Source organism: Streptomyces parvulus (assembly GCF_014648855.1).
GTDB lineage: Bacteria > Actinomycetota > Actinomycetes > Streptomycetales > Streptomycetaceae > Streptomyces > Streptomyces parvulus.
In genome coordinates this window covers 198,313-213,526 of record NZ_BMRX01000011.1, presented here as the reverse complement: position 1 = coordinate 213,526, position 15,214 = coordinate 198,313, and the positions used below count along the sequence as shown (strand labels likewise).

Annotated in this window: 15 protein-coding genes; 12 read left to right on the top strand and 3 right to left on the bottom strand. The window is 71.5% G+C overall.

The annotated features are described in order from the left end of the window. Positions 1–144 precede the first annotated feature (144 nt). A complete protein-coding gene (locus tag IE108_RS23180) occupies positions 145–441 on the top strand; it encodes a DUF4193 domain-containing protein (RefSeq protein ID WP_003993510.1) in 297 nt (98 codons plus the stop codon). Positions 442–454: 13 nt separating this feature from the next. Further along, positions 455–1,390: a hypothetical protein gene (locus IE108_RS23175; RefSeq protein WP_064730233.1), complete on the top strand. Its 936-nt coding sequence runs from the start codon at positions 455–457 to the stop codon at positions 1,388–1,390. A gap of 34 nt (positions 1,391–1,424) precedes the next feature. On the opposite strand, the gene IE108_RS23170 is transcribed toward IE108_RS23175, so the two are convergent. After that, complete coding sequence (locus tag IE108_RS23170) at positions 1,425–1,886, bottom strand: DUF3093 domain-containing protein (RefSeq protein WP_064730234.1); 462 nt, start codon at positions 1,884–1,886, stop codon at positions 1,425–1,427. 57 nt (positions 1,887–1,943) lie between these two features. Here IE108_RS23170 and IE108_RS23165 point away from each other — a divergent pair, with 57 nt between their 5' ends. The 8 genes from IE108_RS23165 to IE108_RS23130 all read left to right on the top strand — a co-directional run bounded on the left by IE108_RS23165 (position 1,944) and on the right by IE108_RS23130 (position 9,299). Beyond that, the gene (locus IE108_RS23165; protein ID WP_064730235.1) at positions 1,944–2,528 is read left to right on the top strand and encodes a PaaI family thioesterase; all 585 of its coding nucleotides are present in this window, start codon (positions 1,944–1,946) and stop codon (positions 2,526–2,528) included. Further along, positions 2,525–3,076, top strand: coding sequence for a dUTP diphosphatase (gene dut, locus IE108_RS23160; RefSeq protein ID WP_064730236.1), 552 nt, complete (start codon positions 2,525–2,527; stop codon positions 3,074–3,076). The genes IE108_RS23165 and dut overlap by 4 nt, the downstream gene beginning before the upstream one ends. Position 3,077: 1 nt before the next feature. Then, positions 3,078–3,830: a DUF3710 domain-containing protein gene (locus tag IE108_RS23155; protein WP_161344460.1), complete on the top strand. Its 753-nt coding sequence runs from the start codon at positions 3,078–3,080 to the stop codon at positions 3,828–3,830. 166 nt (positions 3,831–3,996) lie between these two features. Continuing rightward, the gene (locus tag IE108_RS23150; protein WP_064730238.1) at positions 3,997–4,692 is read left to right on the top strand and encodes an ABC transporter ATP-binding protein; all 696 of its coding nucleotides are present in this window, start codon (positions 3,997–3,999) and stop codon (positions 4,690–4,692) included. Between the two features lie 122 nt (positions 4,693–4,814). Then, the gene (locus IE108_RS23145; protein ID WP_064730239.1) at positions 4,815–7,361 is read left to right on the top strand and encodes an ATP-binding protein; all 2,547 of its coding nucleotides are present in this window, start codon (positions 4,815–4,817) and stop codon (positions 7,359–7,361) included. Continuing rightward, positions 7,358–8,041 carry a response regulator gene (locus IE108_RS23140; protein WP_064730240.1) on the top strand — a complete coding sequence of 228 codons (684 nt, stop codon included), beginning with the start codon at positions 7,358–7,360 and terminating at the stop codon, positions 8,039–8,041. The genes IE108_RS23145 and IE108_RS23140 overlap by 4 nt, the downstream gene beginning before the upstream one ends. A gap of 61 nt (positions 8,042–8,102) precedes the next feature. Further along, complete coding sequence (locus IE108_RS23135) at positions 8,103–8,501, top strand: OB-fold nucleic acid binding domain-containing protein (RefSeq protein WP_071528847.1); 399 nt, start codon at positions 8,103–8,105, stop codon at positions 8,499–8,501. 3 nt (positions 8,502–8,504) lie between these two features. Continuing rightward, positions 8,505–9,299, top strand: a complete 795-nt coding sequence (locus tag IE108_RS23130) for a DUF3159 domain-containing protein (protein WP_064730241.1) — start codon at positions 8,505–8,507, stop codon at positions 9,297–9,299. A gap of 88 nt (positions 9,300–9,387) precedes the next feature. On the opposite strand, the gene IE108_RS23125 is transcribed toward IE108_RS23130, so the two are convergent. Together IE108_RS23125 and IE108_RS23120 are read right to left on the bottom strand one after the other, a co-directional pair. Further along, the gene (locus tag IE108_RS23125) at positions 9,388–10,065 is read right to left on the bottom strand and encodes a potassium channel family protein (RefSeq protein WP_064730242.1); all 678 of its coding nucleotides are present in this window, start codon (positions 10,063–10,065) and stop codon (positions 9,388–9,390) included. Then, complete coding sequence (locus tag IE108_RS23120; protein WP_064730243.1) at positions 10,065–10,736, bottom strand: potassium channel family protein; 672 nt, start codon at positions 10,734–10,736, stop codon at positions 10,065–10,067. Before IE108_RS23120 ends, IE108_RS23125 begins: the two co-directional genes overlap by 1 nt. Positions 10,737–11,255: 519 nt before the next feature. Here IE108_RS23120 and IE108_RS23115 point away from each other — a divergent pair. Together IE108_RS23115 and IE108_RS23110 are read left to right on the top strand one after the other, a co-directional pair. Continuing rightward, positions 11,256–13,319 (top strand): APC family permease, encoded by a 2,064-nt coding sequence (locus tag IE108_RS23115; RefSeq protein ID WP_064730244.1) that lies wholly within the window; start codon positions 11,256–11,258, stop codon positions 13,317–13,319. A 63-nt stretch (positions 13,320–13,382) separates the two neighbouring features. After that, positions 13,383–14,735, top strand: a complete 1,353-nt coding sequence (locus IE108_RS23110) for a class I SAM-dependent RNA methyltransferase (protein WP_064730245.1) — start codon at positions 13,383–13,385, stop codon at positions 14,733–14,735. The last annotated feature ends 479 nt before the right edge of the window (positions 14,736–15,214 follow it).

The window sequence follows — 15,214 nt, the reverse complement described above, 5'->3', positions numbered from 1 at the left end:
CTCATGAGGGGTCCGGTTGGGTGTCGATTGAGTAACAGACCTTGATGTGAGGCAAAATCTCCGCCTCAGGTCGGGCACAAGTCCGGCCTCTCACGCGTTACGTGCGCTGGAGACACCGCAGACACCCAGAGGGGGAGAGCGACCATGGCAACCGATTACGACACTCCACGCAAGACCGACGACGACGTCGACTCGGACAGCCTCGAAGAGCTGAAGGCGAGGCGGAACGACAAATCCGCCTCGGCCGTCGACGTCGACGAATTCGAGGCCGCGGAAGGCCTCGAACTTCCCGGCGCCGACCTCTCGAACGAGGAACTGGCGGTCCGTGTACTGCCGAAGCAGCAGGACGAGTTCACCTGCATGAGCTGCTTCCTGGTGCACCACCGCAGCCAGCTGGCCCGGGAGAAGAACGGCCAGCCCATCTGCCGCGACTGCGACTGAGGCGGGGTCGGCCGTGACAGGCTCGACCCCTCCCTGGAAGCGCCGCTTCCCCAAGCGGGGAGCGGACCAAGGACCGCAGCAGCCGGGCGGTCCGTACAGCGCGCGTGACGACGAGCGGGGCACGACCGACACCGGTACGGCCTCGCTCGAAGCAGTGGACGGCCGGAGTGACCTCCCGGCGACCACCAGTACCCCGGCGCCCGCTGCCCGGCGCCGGGCAGCGGCGTTCCGGGAGAAGGCCGGACAGAGCGTCCGCAACGGCGGGACCCGCGCCAGGGCCGCCCTGGGGCACCTCGCCGACCGCATCATCGAGCTCGCCCCGCGCGTGCCCGTGCGGGATCTGGCGACGCTGCGCCGGCAGTTCCCCGGCCTCGGCCCCGAAGAGCTGGCCGACCGCCTCGTGGCGGGCGCGGCCAAGGGCACGGCGACCGTGGGAGCGGGGATCGGCGCCGCGGCGATGATGCCCGTACCACCCGCGATGCCCACCGAACTGGCCGCCGAGGTCACCGGCGTCGCCGCGATCGAGCTCAAGATGATCGCCGAACTCCACGAGGTCTACGGGGTGCGCCCGCCCGGTGGCCTCACCCAGCGCAGCACCGCGTACCTGAACTCGTGGTCGGACGAACGCGGTGTGGACGTGTCCAAGCCGTCGACCCTCGGCTCGGCGATGAACAGCCACATGAAGCGCCAGCTGCGCCAGCAGATCATGAAGCGGATGGTGCGCAACCTGCCGAACCTGATGCCCTTCATGGTGGGAGCGGCCGTGGGCGCCGTCATGAACCGCCGGGACACCAGGAAGCTCGCCGACCGGATCCGCGAGGACCTGCGCAGACGCCAGGTCCCGTGGAGCGCCCTCGGTGACCTCCCGGCGCTGGAGCGGCCCAGGGACGCCCTGGACATGAGCCACCTCGCCCGAGGGGTCGAGCCGGGCGAGCGCCCCGGCCACTGACCACGCGCGCGCCCCCGCGCGCGTGCGCCTCGTGTCAGGCGGCCGCCTTCGCCGCCGTCAGGGCCTCGATCAGCCGCTCGGGCTCGCGCGTCGACAGGTACAGGTACGGCGTCGGGTCCTCGGGGTCCGTGACCACCACGCGCACCGCGCGCGGGATGTAGGCGCGCAGCAGCAGGAACGCCCGGGTGTCGGCCTTGTACGTGCGCCAGGCGCGGGCCTCCTCCGGGTCGAGGATCTCCGCCTCGCCCAGCGCCGCCACGGGCACCCTCGCCTCACCCGCGATCAGCGAGTCGCCCACGACCCGGATGCGGACCGCGCCGTACGAGCTGGCCGCCACCGCCGCCACCGCGGTGCCGCCCGCGAGGCCGCCCAGCATCGGCAGCGTGCCGAAGGGCAGCAGGATCAGCGCGAACGCGAGGCCCACGAGGAAGGAGACCAGCCACCAGGAGCGGGGCGCGGTCAGGCGTTCTTCGTACGGCGCGGGGGAGGGCTGCATGGACCAAGCTTGGCACGGTGGCGGTGTTCGGCCGACGCGCGGGTAAGGTCTGCGCCTGTGAGTGGTACTTCCCCAGGTCTCCAGCCTCCCGCCGACGCCGTGAAGCCCGTACGGCACCCGGACGCGCCCGCCCCCGGCGAGCTGCTCGGCGCCCACTACGGCCAGTGCTTCGGCTGCGGCGGCGACCAGCCGCACGGGCTGCACCTCCAGGCGCGGGCCGGCGAGGGCGTGTCGATCACCGCCGAGTTCCTGGTCCGGCCCGCCCACCAGGGCGCCCCGGGGCTGGCCCACGGCGGAGTGCTCGCCACCGCGCTGGACGAGACCCTGGGCTCGCTGAACTGGCTGCTGCGGACGATCGCGGTGACCGGACGGCTGGAGACCGACTTCCGGCGGCCGGTGCCCGTGGACACCACGCTGTACCTGGAGGCCGAGGTCACCGCGGTGGCCGGGCGGAAGATCTACTCCACCGCCACCGGCCGGATCGGCGGACCGGACGGCCCCGTCGCCGTCCGCGCCGACGCCCTGTTCATCGAGGTCAAGGTCGACCACTTCGTGAACCACGGCCGCGAGGAGGAGATCCGCGCGGCCATGGACGACCCCGACCAGATCCGCCGCACCCGCGCCTTCGAGGTGAACCCGTGAGCCGCGCCGAGCTCGATGTACTGATCCGCCGCGTCGACCCCGACGTACCGCTCCCGACGTACGCGCAGCCCGGCGACGCGGGGGCCGACCTGCGCACCACCGTCGACTGCGAGCTGGCCCCCGGCGAGCGTGCCGTGCTGCCCACGGGCGTGTCTGTGTCGCTTCCCGACGGGTACGCGGGTTTTGTGCACCCACGTTCCGGACTGGCCGCGCGCTGCGGTGTCGCCCTCGTGAATGCCCCGGGGACGATTGATGCCGGGTACCGTGGGGAGATCAAGGTGATCGTGGTGAATCTCGATCCGCGCGAGACAGTGCGGTTCGAGCGCTTCGACCGGATTGCCCAACTGGTCGTCCAGCAGGTCGAGAAGGTCCGCTTCCGCGAGGTCGCGGAGCTTCCCGGCTCGGCGCGGGCCGAGGGGGGCTTCGGGTCCACCGGCGGCCACGCCGGGACGGACCGTGCAAGCGGCACAAGCGGTCAGGTCGCCGAGGGCGGCCCGACGGGTGGGAATCGATACGCTTCGGTCGTATCCGACCGGGAAGGACAGTGACGTGTTCGGACGTCGCAAGAAGAGGGATGCCGCCGAGGACGCGGCCGGCGAGACCGAGCAGGTCGTCGACAGCGTCGGCACCGAGGCGGACGAAGAGCGCGAGCGGGTGCGGCTCGACCCCGAGCCACGGCCCGACGGCCCCTGGGACAGCACCGAGGTCCGTGACCCCGCCGAGGGGCGCGTGGACCTGGGCGGCATGTTCATCCCCGGGGTCGAGGGCATGGAACTGCGGGTGGAGGTCGCCGGGGACGCCATCGTCGCCGCCACCGTCGTACTGCGCGACAGCGCCATCCAGCTCCAGGGCTTCGCAGCGCCCAAGCGCGAGGGCATCTGGGGCGAGGTGCGCGAGGAGATCGGCTCCGGCATCACCCAGCAGGGCGGGATCATCGACGAGGTCGAGGGTCCGCTGGGCTGGGAGCTGCGGGCCCAGGTGCCGGTGCAGCTGCCGGACGGCACGGGCGGCTTCCAGGTCGTGCGGTTCGTCGGCGTGGACGGCCCCCGCTGGTTCCTGCGGGGCGTGATCTCGGGCCAGGGCGCGGTGCAGCCGCAGGCCGCGGGTCTGCTGGAGCAGATCTTCCGGGACACGGTCGTGGTCCGCGGTGAGGGCCCGATGGCCCCCCGTGACCCGATCGTCCTCAAGCTGCCGAACGACGCGCAGATGGTCCCCGAGGGCATCCAGCAGGAAGAGGGCTCCCGCTTCTCCGGAGGCATGGGCCAGCTCCAGCGCGGACCAGAGATCACCGAGGTCCGCTAGGTAAGAACTTCGTGCGGTTTCTCCGTACGCGCGCCATCAGGGCCGCATCCCCGGGGGGGTGCGGCCCTTCGCGCTGCCGGACCGGCGGACCGTGGTGCCGGGCCGTTGAATCAGGCGGCCTCCGCTGGCGATACTGGCGCCCGGTCGTCCGGCGGGGGAGGGGCTCATGAGCCAGGTGGTGGTCACCGAGACCATGGTGCGCGTCGAGGGCGTACGGAAGTCCTATCAGCAGGGCACCGCCGTCGTGCACGCCCTGCGCGGCGTCTCCTTCGAGGTGCCGCGGGGAGAACTGGTCGCCCTCAAGGGGCGGTCGGGGTCCGGCAAGACCACGCTGCTCAACATCGTCGGCGGACTCGACGCGCCGGACGCCGGGCGCGTCGAGGTCGACGGCCGCGACCTGGCGGACCTGGACGAGGAGGGGCTGCTCGCCCTGCGCCGGGACCGCGTCGGCTTCGTCTTCCAGTCCTTCGGGCTCATCCCGATCCTCACCGCGGCCGAGAACGTGGGCGTGCCCATGCGGCTGCGCCGGACCGCGACCCGCGAGCGCGAGGACCGCGTCGCGCTGCTGCTCTCCCTGGTGGGCCTCGCCGACCACGCGGCGCAGCGGCCTGGGGAACTCTCCGGCGGCCAGCAGCAGCGCGTCGCCATCGCCCGCGCCCTCGCCAACAACCCCGCCCTGCTGATCGCCGACGAGCCCACCGGCCAGCTCGACGCCGAGACCGGGCACGCCGTGATGGAGCTGCTGCGCGCCGTCGTCCACAGCGAGCAGGTCACCGCCCTGGTCGCCACCCACGACGCCACCCTGCTCGACCTCGCGGACCGGGTCCTCGAACTGCGGGACGGGGAGATCGTCGGACAGTGAGGCGGAGGCGTCAGAGTTCCGTCAAAGACGCCGCTCAGCCGCACCCCGCCCCGTTATGTCGCGATTGTGGGCCGTAAGGTCGACGCTGCGCAGTCAGCGGTTGACCGGAAGACAATGAGGCCATGGGACGCGGCAAGCTTCGGATCTACCTCGGCGCGGCTCCGGGCGTCGGCAAGACGTACGCGATGCTCGCCGAGGCCCACCGGCGCGTCGAGCGCGGCACGGACTGCGTCGTCGCCTTCGTCGAGCACCACGGCCGGGCCCGCACCGAGGTCATGCTGCACGGCCTGGAGCAGGTGCCGCGCCGGGAGCTGGAGTACCGCGGCGGCACCTTCACGGAGCTGGACCTGGACGCCGTCCTCGCCCGCAGGCCGCAGGTCGCCCTGGTGGACGAACTGGCGCACACCAATGTCCCCGGGGTGCGCAACGCCAAGCGGTGGCAGGACGTCGAGGATCTGCTGGCCGCCGGGATCGACGTGATCTCGACCGTCAACATCCAGCACCTGGAGTCACTCGGCGACGTGGTGGAGTCGATCACCGGCGTGCGGCAGCGGGAGACCGTGCCCGACGAGGTGGTGCGCCGCGCGGACCAGACGGAACTGGTCGACATGTCGCCCCAGGCACTGCGCAGGCGCATGGCGCACGGCAACATCTACCAGCCGGACAAGGTCGACGCCGCCCTGTCCAACTACTTCCGGCCCGGCAACCTCACCGCCCTGCGGGAACTCGCCCTGCTCTGGGTCGCGGACCGGGCCGACGAGTACCTCCAGCAGTACCGCAGCGAGCACCGGGTCTCGAAGATCTGGGGCTCCCGCGAGCGCATCGTGGTCGGTCTGACCGGCGGTCCCGAGGGCCGCACGCTGATACGGCGGGCCGCGCGCCTCGCGGAGAAGGGCGCCGGCGGCGAGGTGCTGGCCGTCTACATCGCCCGCAGCGACGGGCTGACCTCGGCCTCGCCGAAGGAACTGGCACTCCAGCGCACCCTCGTCGAGGACCTCGGCGGCACCTTCCACCACGTCCTGGGCGACGACATACCCGCGGCCCTGCTCGACTTCGCGCGCGGCGTCAACGCCACCCAGATCGTCCTCGGCTCCTCGCGCCGCAAGACGTGGCAGTACGTCTTCGGCCCCGGCGTCGGCGCCACGGTCGCCCGCGAGTCCGGGCCCGACCTGGACGTCCACATCGTGACCCACGAGGAGGTCGCCAAGGGCCGCGGGCTGCCGGTGGCCAGGGGCGCACGCCTGGGGCGCTCCCGGAGCGCCTGGGGCTGGTTCGTGGGCCTGGTCGGCCCGGTGCTGCTGACCCTGCTGCTCAACGCCGTCAACCTCGGGCTCGCCAACGACGTCCTGCTCTACCTCGCGCTGACGGTGGCCGCCGCGCTGCTCGGCGGGCTGTACCCGGCGCTGGCCTCGGCCGCGGTCGGCTCGGTCCTGTTGAACTGGTTCTTCACGCCCCCCGTCAACCGGATCACCATCGCCGACCCCAGGAACATCCTTGCGCTCGCCATATTCGTCGGCGTCGCGCTCTCCGTGGCCTCCGTCGTCGACGTCGCGGCTCGCCGCACCCACCAGGCCGCCCGGCTGCGCGCCGAGTCCGAGATCCTCTCCTTCCTGGCCGGCGACGTCCTGCGCGGCGAGACCAGCCTGGAGACGCTCCTGGAGCGGGTGCGCGAGACCTTCGGCATGGAGTCCGCCGCGCTGCTGGAGCGGGAGAGCGACGTCGCCCCCTGGACCTGCGCCGGCCGCGCCGGGTCCGGGCCCCCGGTGGACCGGCCCGAGGACGCCGACGTGGACATGCCCGTCGGCGACCACATGGCGCTGGCGCTGACCGGCCGGGTGCTGCCCGCCGAGGACCGCCGGGTGCTCGCCGCCTTCGCCGCCCAGGCCGCCGTCGTACTCGACCGGCGCCGGCTGCGCGAGGAGGCCGACCGGGCCCGGGCGCTGGCCGAGGGCAACCGCATCCGCACCGCGCTGCTCGCCGCCGTCAGCCACGACCTGCGCACCCCGCTGGCCGGGATCAAGGCCGCCGTCACCAGTCTCAGGTCCGACGACGTGGCCTGGTCCGACGAGGACCAGGCGGAGTTGCTGGAGGGCATCGAGGCGGGCGCCGACCGGCTCGACCACCTCGTCGGCAACCTGCTCGACATGTCCCGCCTCCAGACCGGGACGGTGACCCCGCTCATCCGCGAGATCGACGTGGACGAGGTCGCGCCGATGGCGCTCGGCGGGGTGCCCGAGGGCAGCGCGGAGCTGGACATCCCGGAGACGCTGCCCATGGTCGCCGTGGACGCCGGGCTCCTGGAGCGGGCGCTCGCCAACCTCGTGGAGAACGCCGTCAAGTACAGCCCGGACGACCGGGGCGTCCTGGTCACCGCCAGCGCCCTCGCGGACCGCGTGGAGGTACGGATAGTCGACCGGGGTCCCGGGGTGCCGGACGAGGCCAAGGAACGCATCTTCGAGCCCTTCCAGCGCTACGGCGACGCCCCGCGCGGCGCGGGCGTCGGGCTGGGGCTCGCCGTCGCCCGGGGCTTCGCCGAGTCGATGGGCGGCACCCTGAACGCGGAGGACACCCCCGGCGGCGGCCTCACCATGGTCCTCACCCTCCGCGCGGCGGGCGCCCCCGCGGCGCCGTCGCGCCCCACGCCGGCAGAAAGGCAGGCCGCCCGATGACCCGGGTGCTCGTGATCGACGACGAACCGCAGATCGTGCGGGCCCTCGTGATCAACCTCAAGGCGCGCCACTACGAGGTCGACGCCGCCCACGACGGGGCGGGCGCCCTCCAGCTGGCCGCCGCCCGCCACCCCGACGTGGTCGTGCTGGACCTGGGCCTGCCCGACATGGACGGCGTCGAGGTGATCAGGGGCCTGCGCGGCTGGACCCGGGTGCCGATCCTGGTGCTCTCCGCCCGCCACTCCTCCGACGAGAAGGTCGAGGCCCTGGACGCGGGGGCGGACGACTACGTCACCAAGCCCTTCGGCATGGACGAGCTGCTGGCCCGGCTGCGGGCCGCCGTGCGCCGCGCCGAGCCGGTCCCCGGAGACGGGGACGACGTGATCGTGGAGACCGAGCGGTTCACCGTCGACCTGGCCGCGAAGAAGGTCAACCGGGACGGGAGGGACGTCCGCCTCACACCCACCGAGTGGCACCTCCTGGAGGTGCTGGTGCGCAACACGGGGCGCCTGGTGAGCCAGAAACAGCTGCTCCAGGAGGTGTGGGGGCCGTCGTACGGGACCGAGACGAACTACCTGCGGGTCTACATGGCCCAGCTCCGGCGCAAACTGGAGGCCGACCCCGCCCACCCGCGGCACTTCATCACCGAGCCCGGCATGGGATACCGCTTCGAGAAGTGAGCCCCGCCATCCCTCGGGCGGAGGGTGCGTGCCTGTCGGCGGGCCCCGGTACGCTTCACATATGAGTGCTGCTCCACGTTCCGACAAGCCGGTGGGCCGGTTCCGGCGCATGTTCGACCGGCTCTCCTCGTCGCAGGAGGACCTGGAGTCCGAGGAACTGCGCGAGGACGCCGACACCGCCGGCTGCACCCGCATCGGGGACTGCCAGGACCGTCAGATCGTGTCGGTTACTGGTACCTTGCGCACGGTCACCCTGCGGCCGCGCGCGGGCGTTCCGGCCCTGGAGGCCGAGCTGTTCGACGGTTCCGCCGCCTTGGACGTGGTGTGGCTGGGCAGACGCTCCATCGTGGGCATAGAGCCGGGGCGCAAGCTCATCGCATCGGGCCGGATCTCGATGAGCCGGGGCCGCCGGGTGCTCTTCAACCCGAAATACGAACTGAGACCCCTCGGACGGGAGTAGCCGGTGACGTCGCTCGACAAGCCGACCGAAGAGACAGAGGCGGACGACTCCCGGGCGGTGACCGAGGCCGCGCTGTTCGAGGCGTTCGGCGGTGTGCGGGGCATGGTCGAGACGGTCCTGCCGGGCCTGCTCTTCGTCACCATCTTCACGCTCAACAACGACCTGCACATGTCCGCGATCGCGGCGCTCGCCGTCTCGCTGGTGCTGGTCGTGGTCCGGCTGGTGATGAAGGACACCGTGAAGCACGCCTTCAGCGGCGTCTTCGGCGTCGCCTTCGGCGTGGTCTTCGCGATGATGACCGACAACGCCAAGAACTTCTATCTCCCGGGCATGCTCTACACCCTCGGCCTGGCGCTGGCGTACATCGTCACCTCGCTGGCCGGAGTCCCGCTGATCGGCCTGATCCTCGGCCCGGTCTTCAAGGAGAACCTCTCCTGGCGCACCCGCAACCCGGGCCGCAAGAAGGCCTACACCAAGGCCAGCTACGCCTGGGGCCTGATCCTGCTCGCCAAGTCCGCGATCCTCTTCCCGCTGTACTGGTGGGCGGACACCGAGCAGCTCGGCTGGGTCCTGGTCACCCTCAAGATCCCGCCCTTCCTGCTCGCCGTCTGGCTGACCTGGGTCTTCCTGGCCAAGGCGCCGGCCCCGATCGACGTCTTCGCGGAGATGGAGGCGGCCGAGGAGGCGGAGAAGGCCGAGAAGGAACGCGCGGAGCGCGAGAAGGCCGCCGTGTGGCAGCCGGGGGACGCCGGGGGCGACGCCGCCGACACCCACGGCGGCAGGCACCGCAAGAGCTGACGCCCCGGCCCCGGCCGCATCCGGGGCGGTACGACGGTGGGGGCGCCCGGAGATCTCCGGGCGCCCCCACCGTCGTACCGCGGGAACGTCAGCGCGCCGGATCCCCGCGCCGCGCCGACAGCAGGTCCTCCAGCTGCTCCTCGCGGGCCTGCGCCGCGACGAAGAGCAGTTCGTCGCCCGCCTCCAGCGAGTCCTCGCGGGACGGGGTCAGCACCCGGGTACCGCGGATGATGGTCACCAGCGAGGTGTCCTCCGGCCACTCGACGTCACCGACCTGGATGCCGGCCAGGGCCGACTCCTCGGGCAGCGTCAGCTCGACCAGGTTGGCGTCGCCGTGGCTGAAGCGCAGCAGCCGGACCAGGTCGCCGACGCTCACCGCCTCCTCCACCAGGGCCGACATCAGCCGCGGCGTGGAGACGGCGACGTCCACGCCCCAGGACTCGTTGAACAGCCACTCGTTCTTCGGGTTGTTCACCCGGGCGACGACGCGTGGAACGCCGTATTCCGTCTTGGCCAGCAACGAGACGACGAGGTTGACCTTGTCGTCGCCGGTCGCGGCGATGACGACGTTGCAGCGCTGGAGCGCCGCCTCGTCCAGGGACGTGATCTCGCACGCGTCGGCGAGCAGCCACTCCGCCATCGGCACGCGCTCGACCGAGATCGCGGTCGGCGCCTTGTCGATCAGCAGGACCTCGTGGCCGTTCTCCAGCAGTTCGCCCGCGATCGAGCGGCCGACCGCGCCGGCTCCGGCAATGGCGACCCTCATCAGTGACCGCCCTCCTCTTCGGGACCCTTGGCGAACGCCGCCTCGACCTTGTCGACCTCGTCGGTGCGCATCATGACGTGCACCAGGTCACCCTCTTGAAGCACGGTCTGCGAGGAGGGCAGGATCGCCTCCCCGAGCCGGGTGAGGAAGGCCACCCGCACGCCCGTCTCCTCCTGGAGCCGGCTGATCTTGTGCCCGACCCAGGACGGGGAGGTGTGCACCTCGGCGAGCTGCACCCCGCCCGTGGGGTCCCGCCACAGCGGCTCGGCGCCCGAGGGGAGCAGCCGGCGCAGCATCTGGTCGGCCGTCCAGCGGACCGTGGCCACGGTGGGGATGCCCAGGCGCTGGTAGACCTCGGCGCGGCGGGGGTCGTAGATGCGGGCGGCGACGTTCTCCACGCCGAACATCTCGCGGGCCACGCGGGCGGCGATGATGTTCGAGTTGTCCCCGCTGGAGACGGCGGCGAAGGCACCGGCGTCCTCGATGCCCGCCTCGCGCAGGGTGTCCTGGTCGAAGCCGATGCCGGTGACCCGGCGGCCGCCGAACGAGGAACCGAGACGTCGGAAGGCGGTGGGGTCCCGGTCGATCACGGCGACCGTGTGCCCCTGCTGTTCCAGGGTCTGGGCGAGGGCGGAGCCAACGCGCCCGCAGCCCATGATGACAATGTGCACGGCTCTACACCACTCTTCTTCCGAGCCCTCTGACGTTGGCGAACGTCCCGCTCATTTTCCTCTTTCGGCTCGACGGGCAACACGTGCGGCCCCTGTAGGGGGGCCGCCGGGCACCATCATGCCGGTCCGGCGCCACCGGCCCCCGTCCGGGTGGCCCCACGGCGCCCCGCCGGCCGTCCGAGCCTACTGACGCGGAGGGCCGGGTGCCCCGTCTCAGCCCTCCACCGACGACCCCCGGCGCCCGATGCTGCGGATGCTGGCAAAAGTGAGGATTCCGAGGCCGGCGAGTGAGAGAAGGCCGCCGATCAGCTCCGCGGACAGGTGCACGAGACCTCCAGGATGACAACGGCCGGGAATGAGGCGGTGTTTGCGCGGTGTTCGTCATATAGGCATGCCAGGCCCCGGACCTGCGGAATCCGCAGCACGACCGCCCGTCGAATTCACCCGTAGAGCAGACGGCGGGCGGCTCGGGGGTGGCGGGTGGGCGGGCGCCCGTTCGAACGCTTACGATCCTCTGTTGTGTCCAAACTGACCGACGTGCCCAAGCGGATCCTCATCGGGCGCGCACTGCGCAGCGACCGGCTGGGGGAAACGCTCCTGCCGAAGCGCATCGCCCTGCCCGTCTTCGCATCCGACCCGCTGTCCTCCGTGGCGTACGCGCCCGGCGAGGTGCTGCTCGTCCTGTCCATCGCGGGCGTGTCGGCGTACCACTTCAGCCCCTGGATCGCGGTCGCGGTCGTCGTTCTGATGTTCACGGTCGTCGCCTCCTACCGGCAGAACGTGCACGCCTACCCGAGCGGCGGCGGCGACTACGAGGTGGCCAACACCAACCTGGGGCCGAAGGCGGGCCTGACCGTCGCCAGCGCCCTGCTGGTCGACTACGTCCTGACCGTCGCCGTCTCGATCTCCTCCGGCATCGAGAACCTCGGCTCCGCCGTCCCCTTCGTGGTCGAGCACAAGGTCCTCTGCGCGGTCGCCGTGATCCTGCTGCTGACGCTGATGAACCTGCGCGGCGTCAAGGAGTCGGGCAAGCTCTTCGCGATCCCGACGTACGTCTTCGTCGGCGGCGTCTTCATCATGATCGCGTGGGGTGCCTTCCGGGGTCTGGTCCTCGGCGACACCATGCGGGCGCCCACGGCGGACTACGAGATCAAGCCGGAGCACGGCGGCCTCGCCGGCTTCGCCCTGATCTTCCTCCTGCTGCGCGCCTTCTCCTCCGGCTGCGCCGCGCTCACCGGCGTCGAGGCGATCTCCAACGGCGTCCCGGCCTTCCGCAAGCCCAAGTCGAAGAACGCGGGGAACACCCTCGCGATGATGGGCCTGCTCGCCGTCACCATGTTCTGCGGCATCATCGCGCTCGCCTCCGCCACGGACGTGCGCATGTCGGAGAACCCGGCCACCGACCTCTTCCACAACGGCGTCGCGGTCGGCGCGGACTACGTCCAGCACCCGGTGATCTCGCAGGTCGCGGAGGCCGTCTTCGGCGAGGGCAGCTTCCTGTTCATCGTGCTGGCCGCCGCCACCGCGCTGGTCCTCTTCCTTGCCGCGAACACCGCGTACAACGGCTTCCCGCTGCTCGGGTCGATCCTCGCCCAGGACCGCTACCTGCCGCGCCAGCTGCACACGCGCGGCGACCGCCTGGCCTTCTCCAACGGAATCGTCCTGCTGGCCGGCGCCGCCATACTCCTGGTCTTCGTCTACGGTGCCGACTCCACCCGGCTGATCCAGCTCTACATCGTCGGCGTCTTCGTCTCCTTCACGCTCAGCCAGATCGGCATGGTCCGGCACTGGAACCGCCACCTGGCCACGGAGAGGGACCAGGCCGCGCGCCGCCGCATGATCCGCTCCCGGGCCATCAACGCCTTCGGCGCCTTCTTCACCGGCCTGGTGCTGGTCGTCGTCCTCGCCACGAAGTTCACCCACGGCGCCTGGGTCGCCCTGCTCGGCATGTGCATCTTCTTCGCGACGATGACGGCCATCCGCAAGCACTACGACCGTGTCGCCGAGGAGATCGCCGCCCCCGAGGACCCCGAGGAGGCGCAGAACGACGACATGGTGCGCCCCTCCCGGGTCCACTCGGTCGTCCTCATCTCCAAGATCCACCGCCCCACCCTGCGCGCGCTCGCCTACGCCAAGCTGATGCGCTCGGACTCCCTGGAGGCGCTCAGCGTCAACGTCGACCCGGTGGAGACCAAGGCGCTGCGCGACGAGTGGGAGCGGCGCGGCATCGCCGTACCGCTGAAGGTGCTGGACTCGCCCTACCGCGAGATCACCCGGCCGGTCATGGAGTACGTCAAGAGCCTGCGCAAGGAGTCCCCGCGCGACGCGGTCTCGGTCATCATCCCCGAGTACGTGGTCGGCCACTGGTACGAGCACCTGCTGCACAACCAGAGCGCCCTGCGCCTCAAGGGCCGCCTGCTGTTCACGCCCGGCGTCATGGTCACGTCCGTCCCGTACCAGCTGCAGTCCTCCGAGGCCGCCAAGAAGCGGGCCCGCAAGCGGCAGGACTGGAACGCGCCCGGTGCGGTCCGGCGCGGCCCGCTCCACCACGACCGGGCGAAGGACCACTCGCAGCCGAAGTAGAGTGGACGGCTGCGGTCCCTACCCGCCGTCCCTCACACCCCCGTTCTCTGGAGCCACCCCGCCATGCAGGCAGAACCGAAGAAACCGCAGGCGGAGTCCCGAGCGGTCTCGCTCGTCGGCGAGGAGTACGAGGTCGAGATCGGCCCCGTCGCGCACGGCGGCCACTGCATCGCCCGTACGTCCGAGGGGCAGGTGCTGTTCGTCCGGCACACCCTGCCCGGCGAGCGCGTCGTGGCCCGGGTGACGGAGGGCGAGGAGGGCGCCCGCTTCCTGCGCGCGGACGCCGTCGAGATCCTGGACGCCTCCAAGGACCGCGTGGAGGCCCCGTGCCCCTTCTCCGGACCCGGGCGCTGCGGGGGCTGCGACTGGCAGCACGCCAAGCCGGGCGCCCAGCGGCGCCTGAAGGGCGAGGTCGTCGCCGAGCAGCTGGAGCGCCTGGCGGGCCTCACCCCCGAGGAGGCCGGCTGGGACGGCACGGTGATGCCGGCCGAGGGCGACAAGCTGCCGGCCGGGCAGGTCCCGTCGTGGCGCACTCGCGTGCAGTACGCGGTGGACGCGGAGGGCCGTGCCGGCCTGCGCAGGCACCGCTCGCACGAGGTCGAGCCGATCGACCACTGCATGATCGCCGCGGAGGGGGTCAGCGAGCTGGGCATCGAGGCGCGGGAGTGGCCCGGCATGGCGTCGATCGAGGCGATCGCGGCGACCGGCTCCCAGGACCGCCAGGTCATCCTGACCCCGCGCCCCGGCGCGAGGCTTCCCATCGTGGAACTGGACCGCCCGGTCTCGGTCATGCGGGTCGGCGAGAAGGACGGCGGCGTGCACCGCGTCCACGGCCGCCCCTTCGTCCGCGAACGCGCCGACGACCGCACCTACCGCGTCGGCAGCGGCGGCTTCTGGCAGGTCCACCCGCAGGCGGCCACCACGCTGGTGACGGCGGTCATGCAGGGCCTCCTCCCGCGCAAGGGCGACATGGCCCTCGACCTGTACTGCGGCGTGGGCCTCTTCGCCGGCGCGCTCGCCGACCGCGTCGGCGACCAGGGCGCGGTGCTCGGCATCGAGTCCGGCAAGCGCGCGGTCGAGGACGCGCGCCACAACCTCGCCGGCTTCGACCGCGTCCGCATCGAGCAGGGCAAGGTCGAGGCGGTCCTGCCCCGCACCGGCATCGACGAGGTCGACCTCATCGTCCTGGACCCGCCGCGCGCGGGCGCCGGCAAGAAGACGGTGGAACACCTCGCGTCACTGGGGGCGCGGAGGATCGCCTACGTGGCGTGCGATCCCGCTGCGCTGGCTCGGGACCTGGGGTACTTCCGGGGTGGGGGGTATCGGGTGCGGATGTTGCGGGTGTTTGATTTGTTTCCGATGACGCATCATGTGGAGTGCGTGGCGATTCTGGAGCCTGCCGAAAAAGCTGGCTGACCTGCCTTTTGGCGAGTGTGCGTTGTGTTCGGTGAGCCGCCAGGCGGGGATGTCTGCGAGCTTGAATTCGTGGCCGCTGTCGGTCTGCTGTCCACACAGTTCCTGTGAGTGCGGGATCTTGCCGGACTGGCGTGCGGCGCTGACTCGCGATGCCCAGTTCCCGGCGTTCCAATACCCACGCCGTTGGTGACTTGATCAGTCCTCGGTATTGCAAGGCCTGAGTGCTCACCTTGTACGTACTGTCCGGCCATAAGCCGGAGGGGCACCCTTGACTCACCCAGGAGAGTACGGCGGGCTGCCACTCGTTCAGTTTCCCTCGCACGCGGCCCTCCCGCGGTTGTGCACCTGCGCTGCCCCGCACACGACGCCCGTTCCCGTTGCGGGAATTCAGGCAGGCTGAGGGGCAGTGCTTCGTTCAGATGACATCTACGGGTGAGGGCCCGTGAGTTCGGCCAGTGCCGCGTACGGTGTCGGCGGCC

What these genes read in the sequence shown, in the direction of transcription:
- IE108_RS23135 (WP_071528847.1), top strand. Translation starts at nt 8,103, where the DNA reads ATGAGTGCTGCTCCACGTTCCGACAAGCCGGTGGGCCGGTTCCGGCGC.
- IE108_RS23140 (WP_064730240.1), top strand. Translation starts at nt 7,358, where the DNA reads ATGACCCGGGTGCTCGTGATCGACGACGAACCGCAGATCGTGCGGGCC.
- IE108_RS23150 (WP_064730238.1), top strand. Translation starts at nt 3,997, where the DNA reads ATGAGCCAGGTGGTGGTCACCGAGACCATGGTGCGCGTCGAGGGCGTA.
- IE108_RS23125 (WP_064730242.1), bottom strand. Translation starts at nt 10,065, where the DNA reads ATGAGGGTCGCCATTGCCGGAGCCGGCGCGGTCGGCCGCTCGATCGCG.
- IE108_RS23145 (WP_064730239.1), top strand. Translation starts at nt 4,815, where the DNA reads ATGGGACGCGGCAAGCTTCGGATCTACCTCGGCGCGGCTCCGGGCGTC.
- IE108_RS23180 (WP_003993510.1), top strand. Translation starts at nt 145, where the DNA reads ATGGCAACCGATTACGACACTCCACGCAAGACCGACGACGACGTCGAC.
- IE108_RS23110 (WP_064730245.1), top strand. Translation starts at nt 13,383, where the DNA reads ATGCAGGCAGAACCGAAGAAACCGCAGGCGGAGTCCCGAGCGGTCTCG.
- IE108_RS23170 (WP_064730234.1), bottom strand. Translation starts at nt 1,886, where the DNA reads ATGCAGCCCTCCCCCGCGCCGTACGAAGAACGCCTGACCGCGCCCCGC.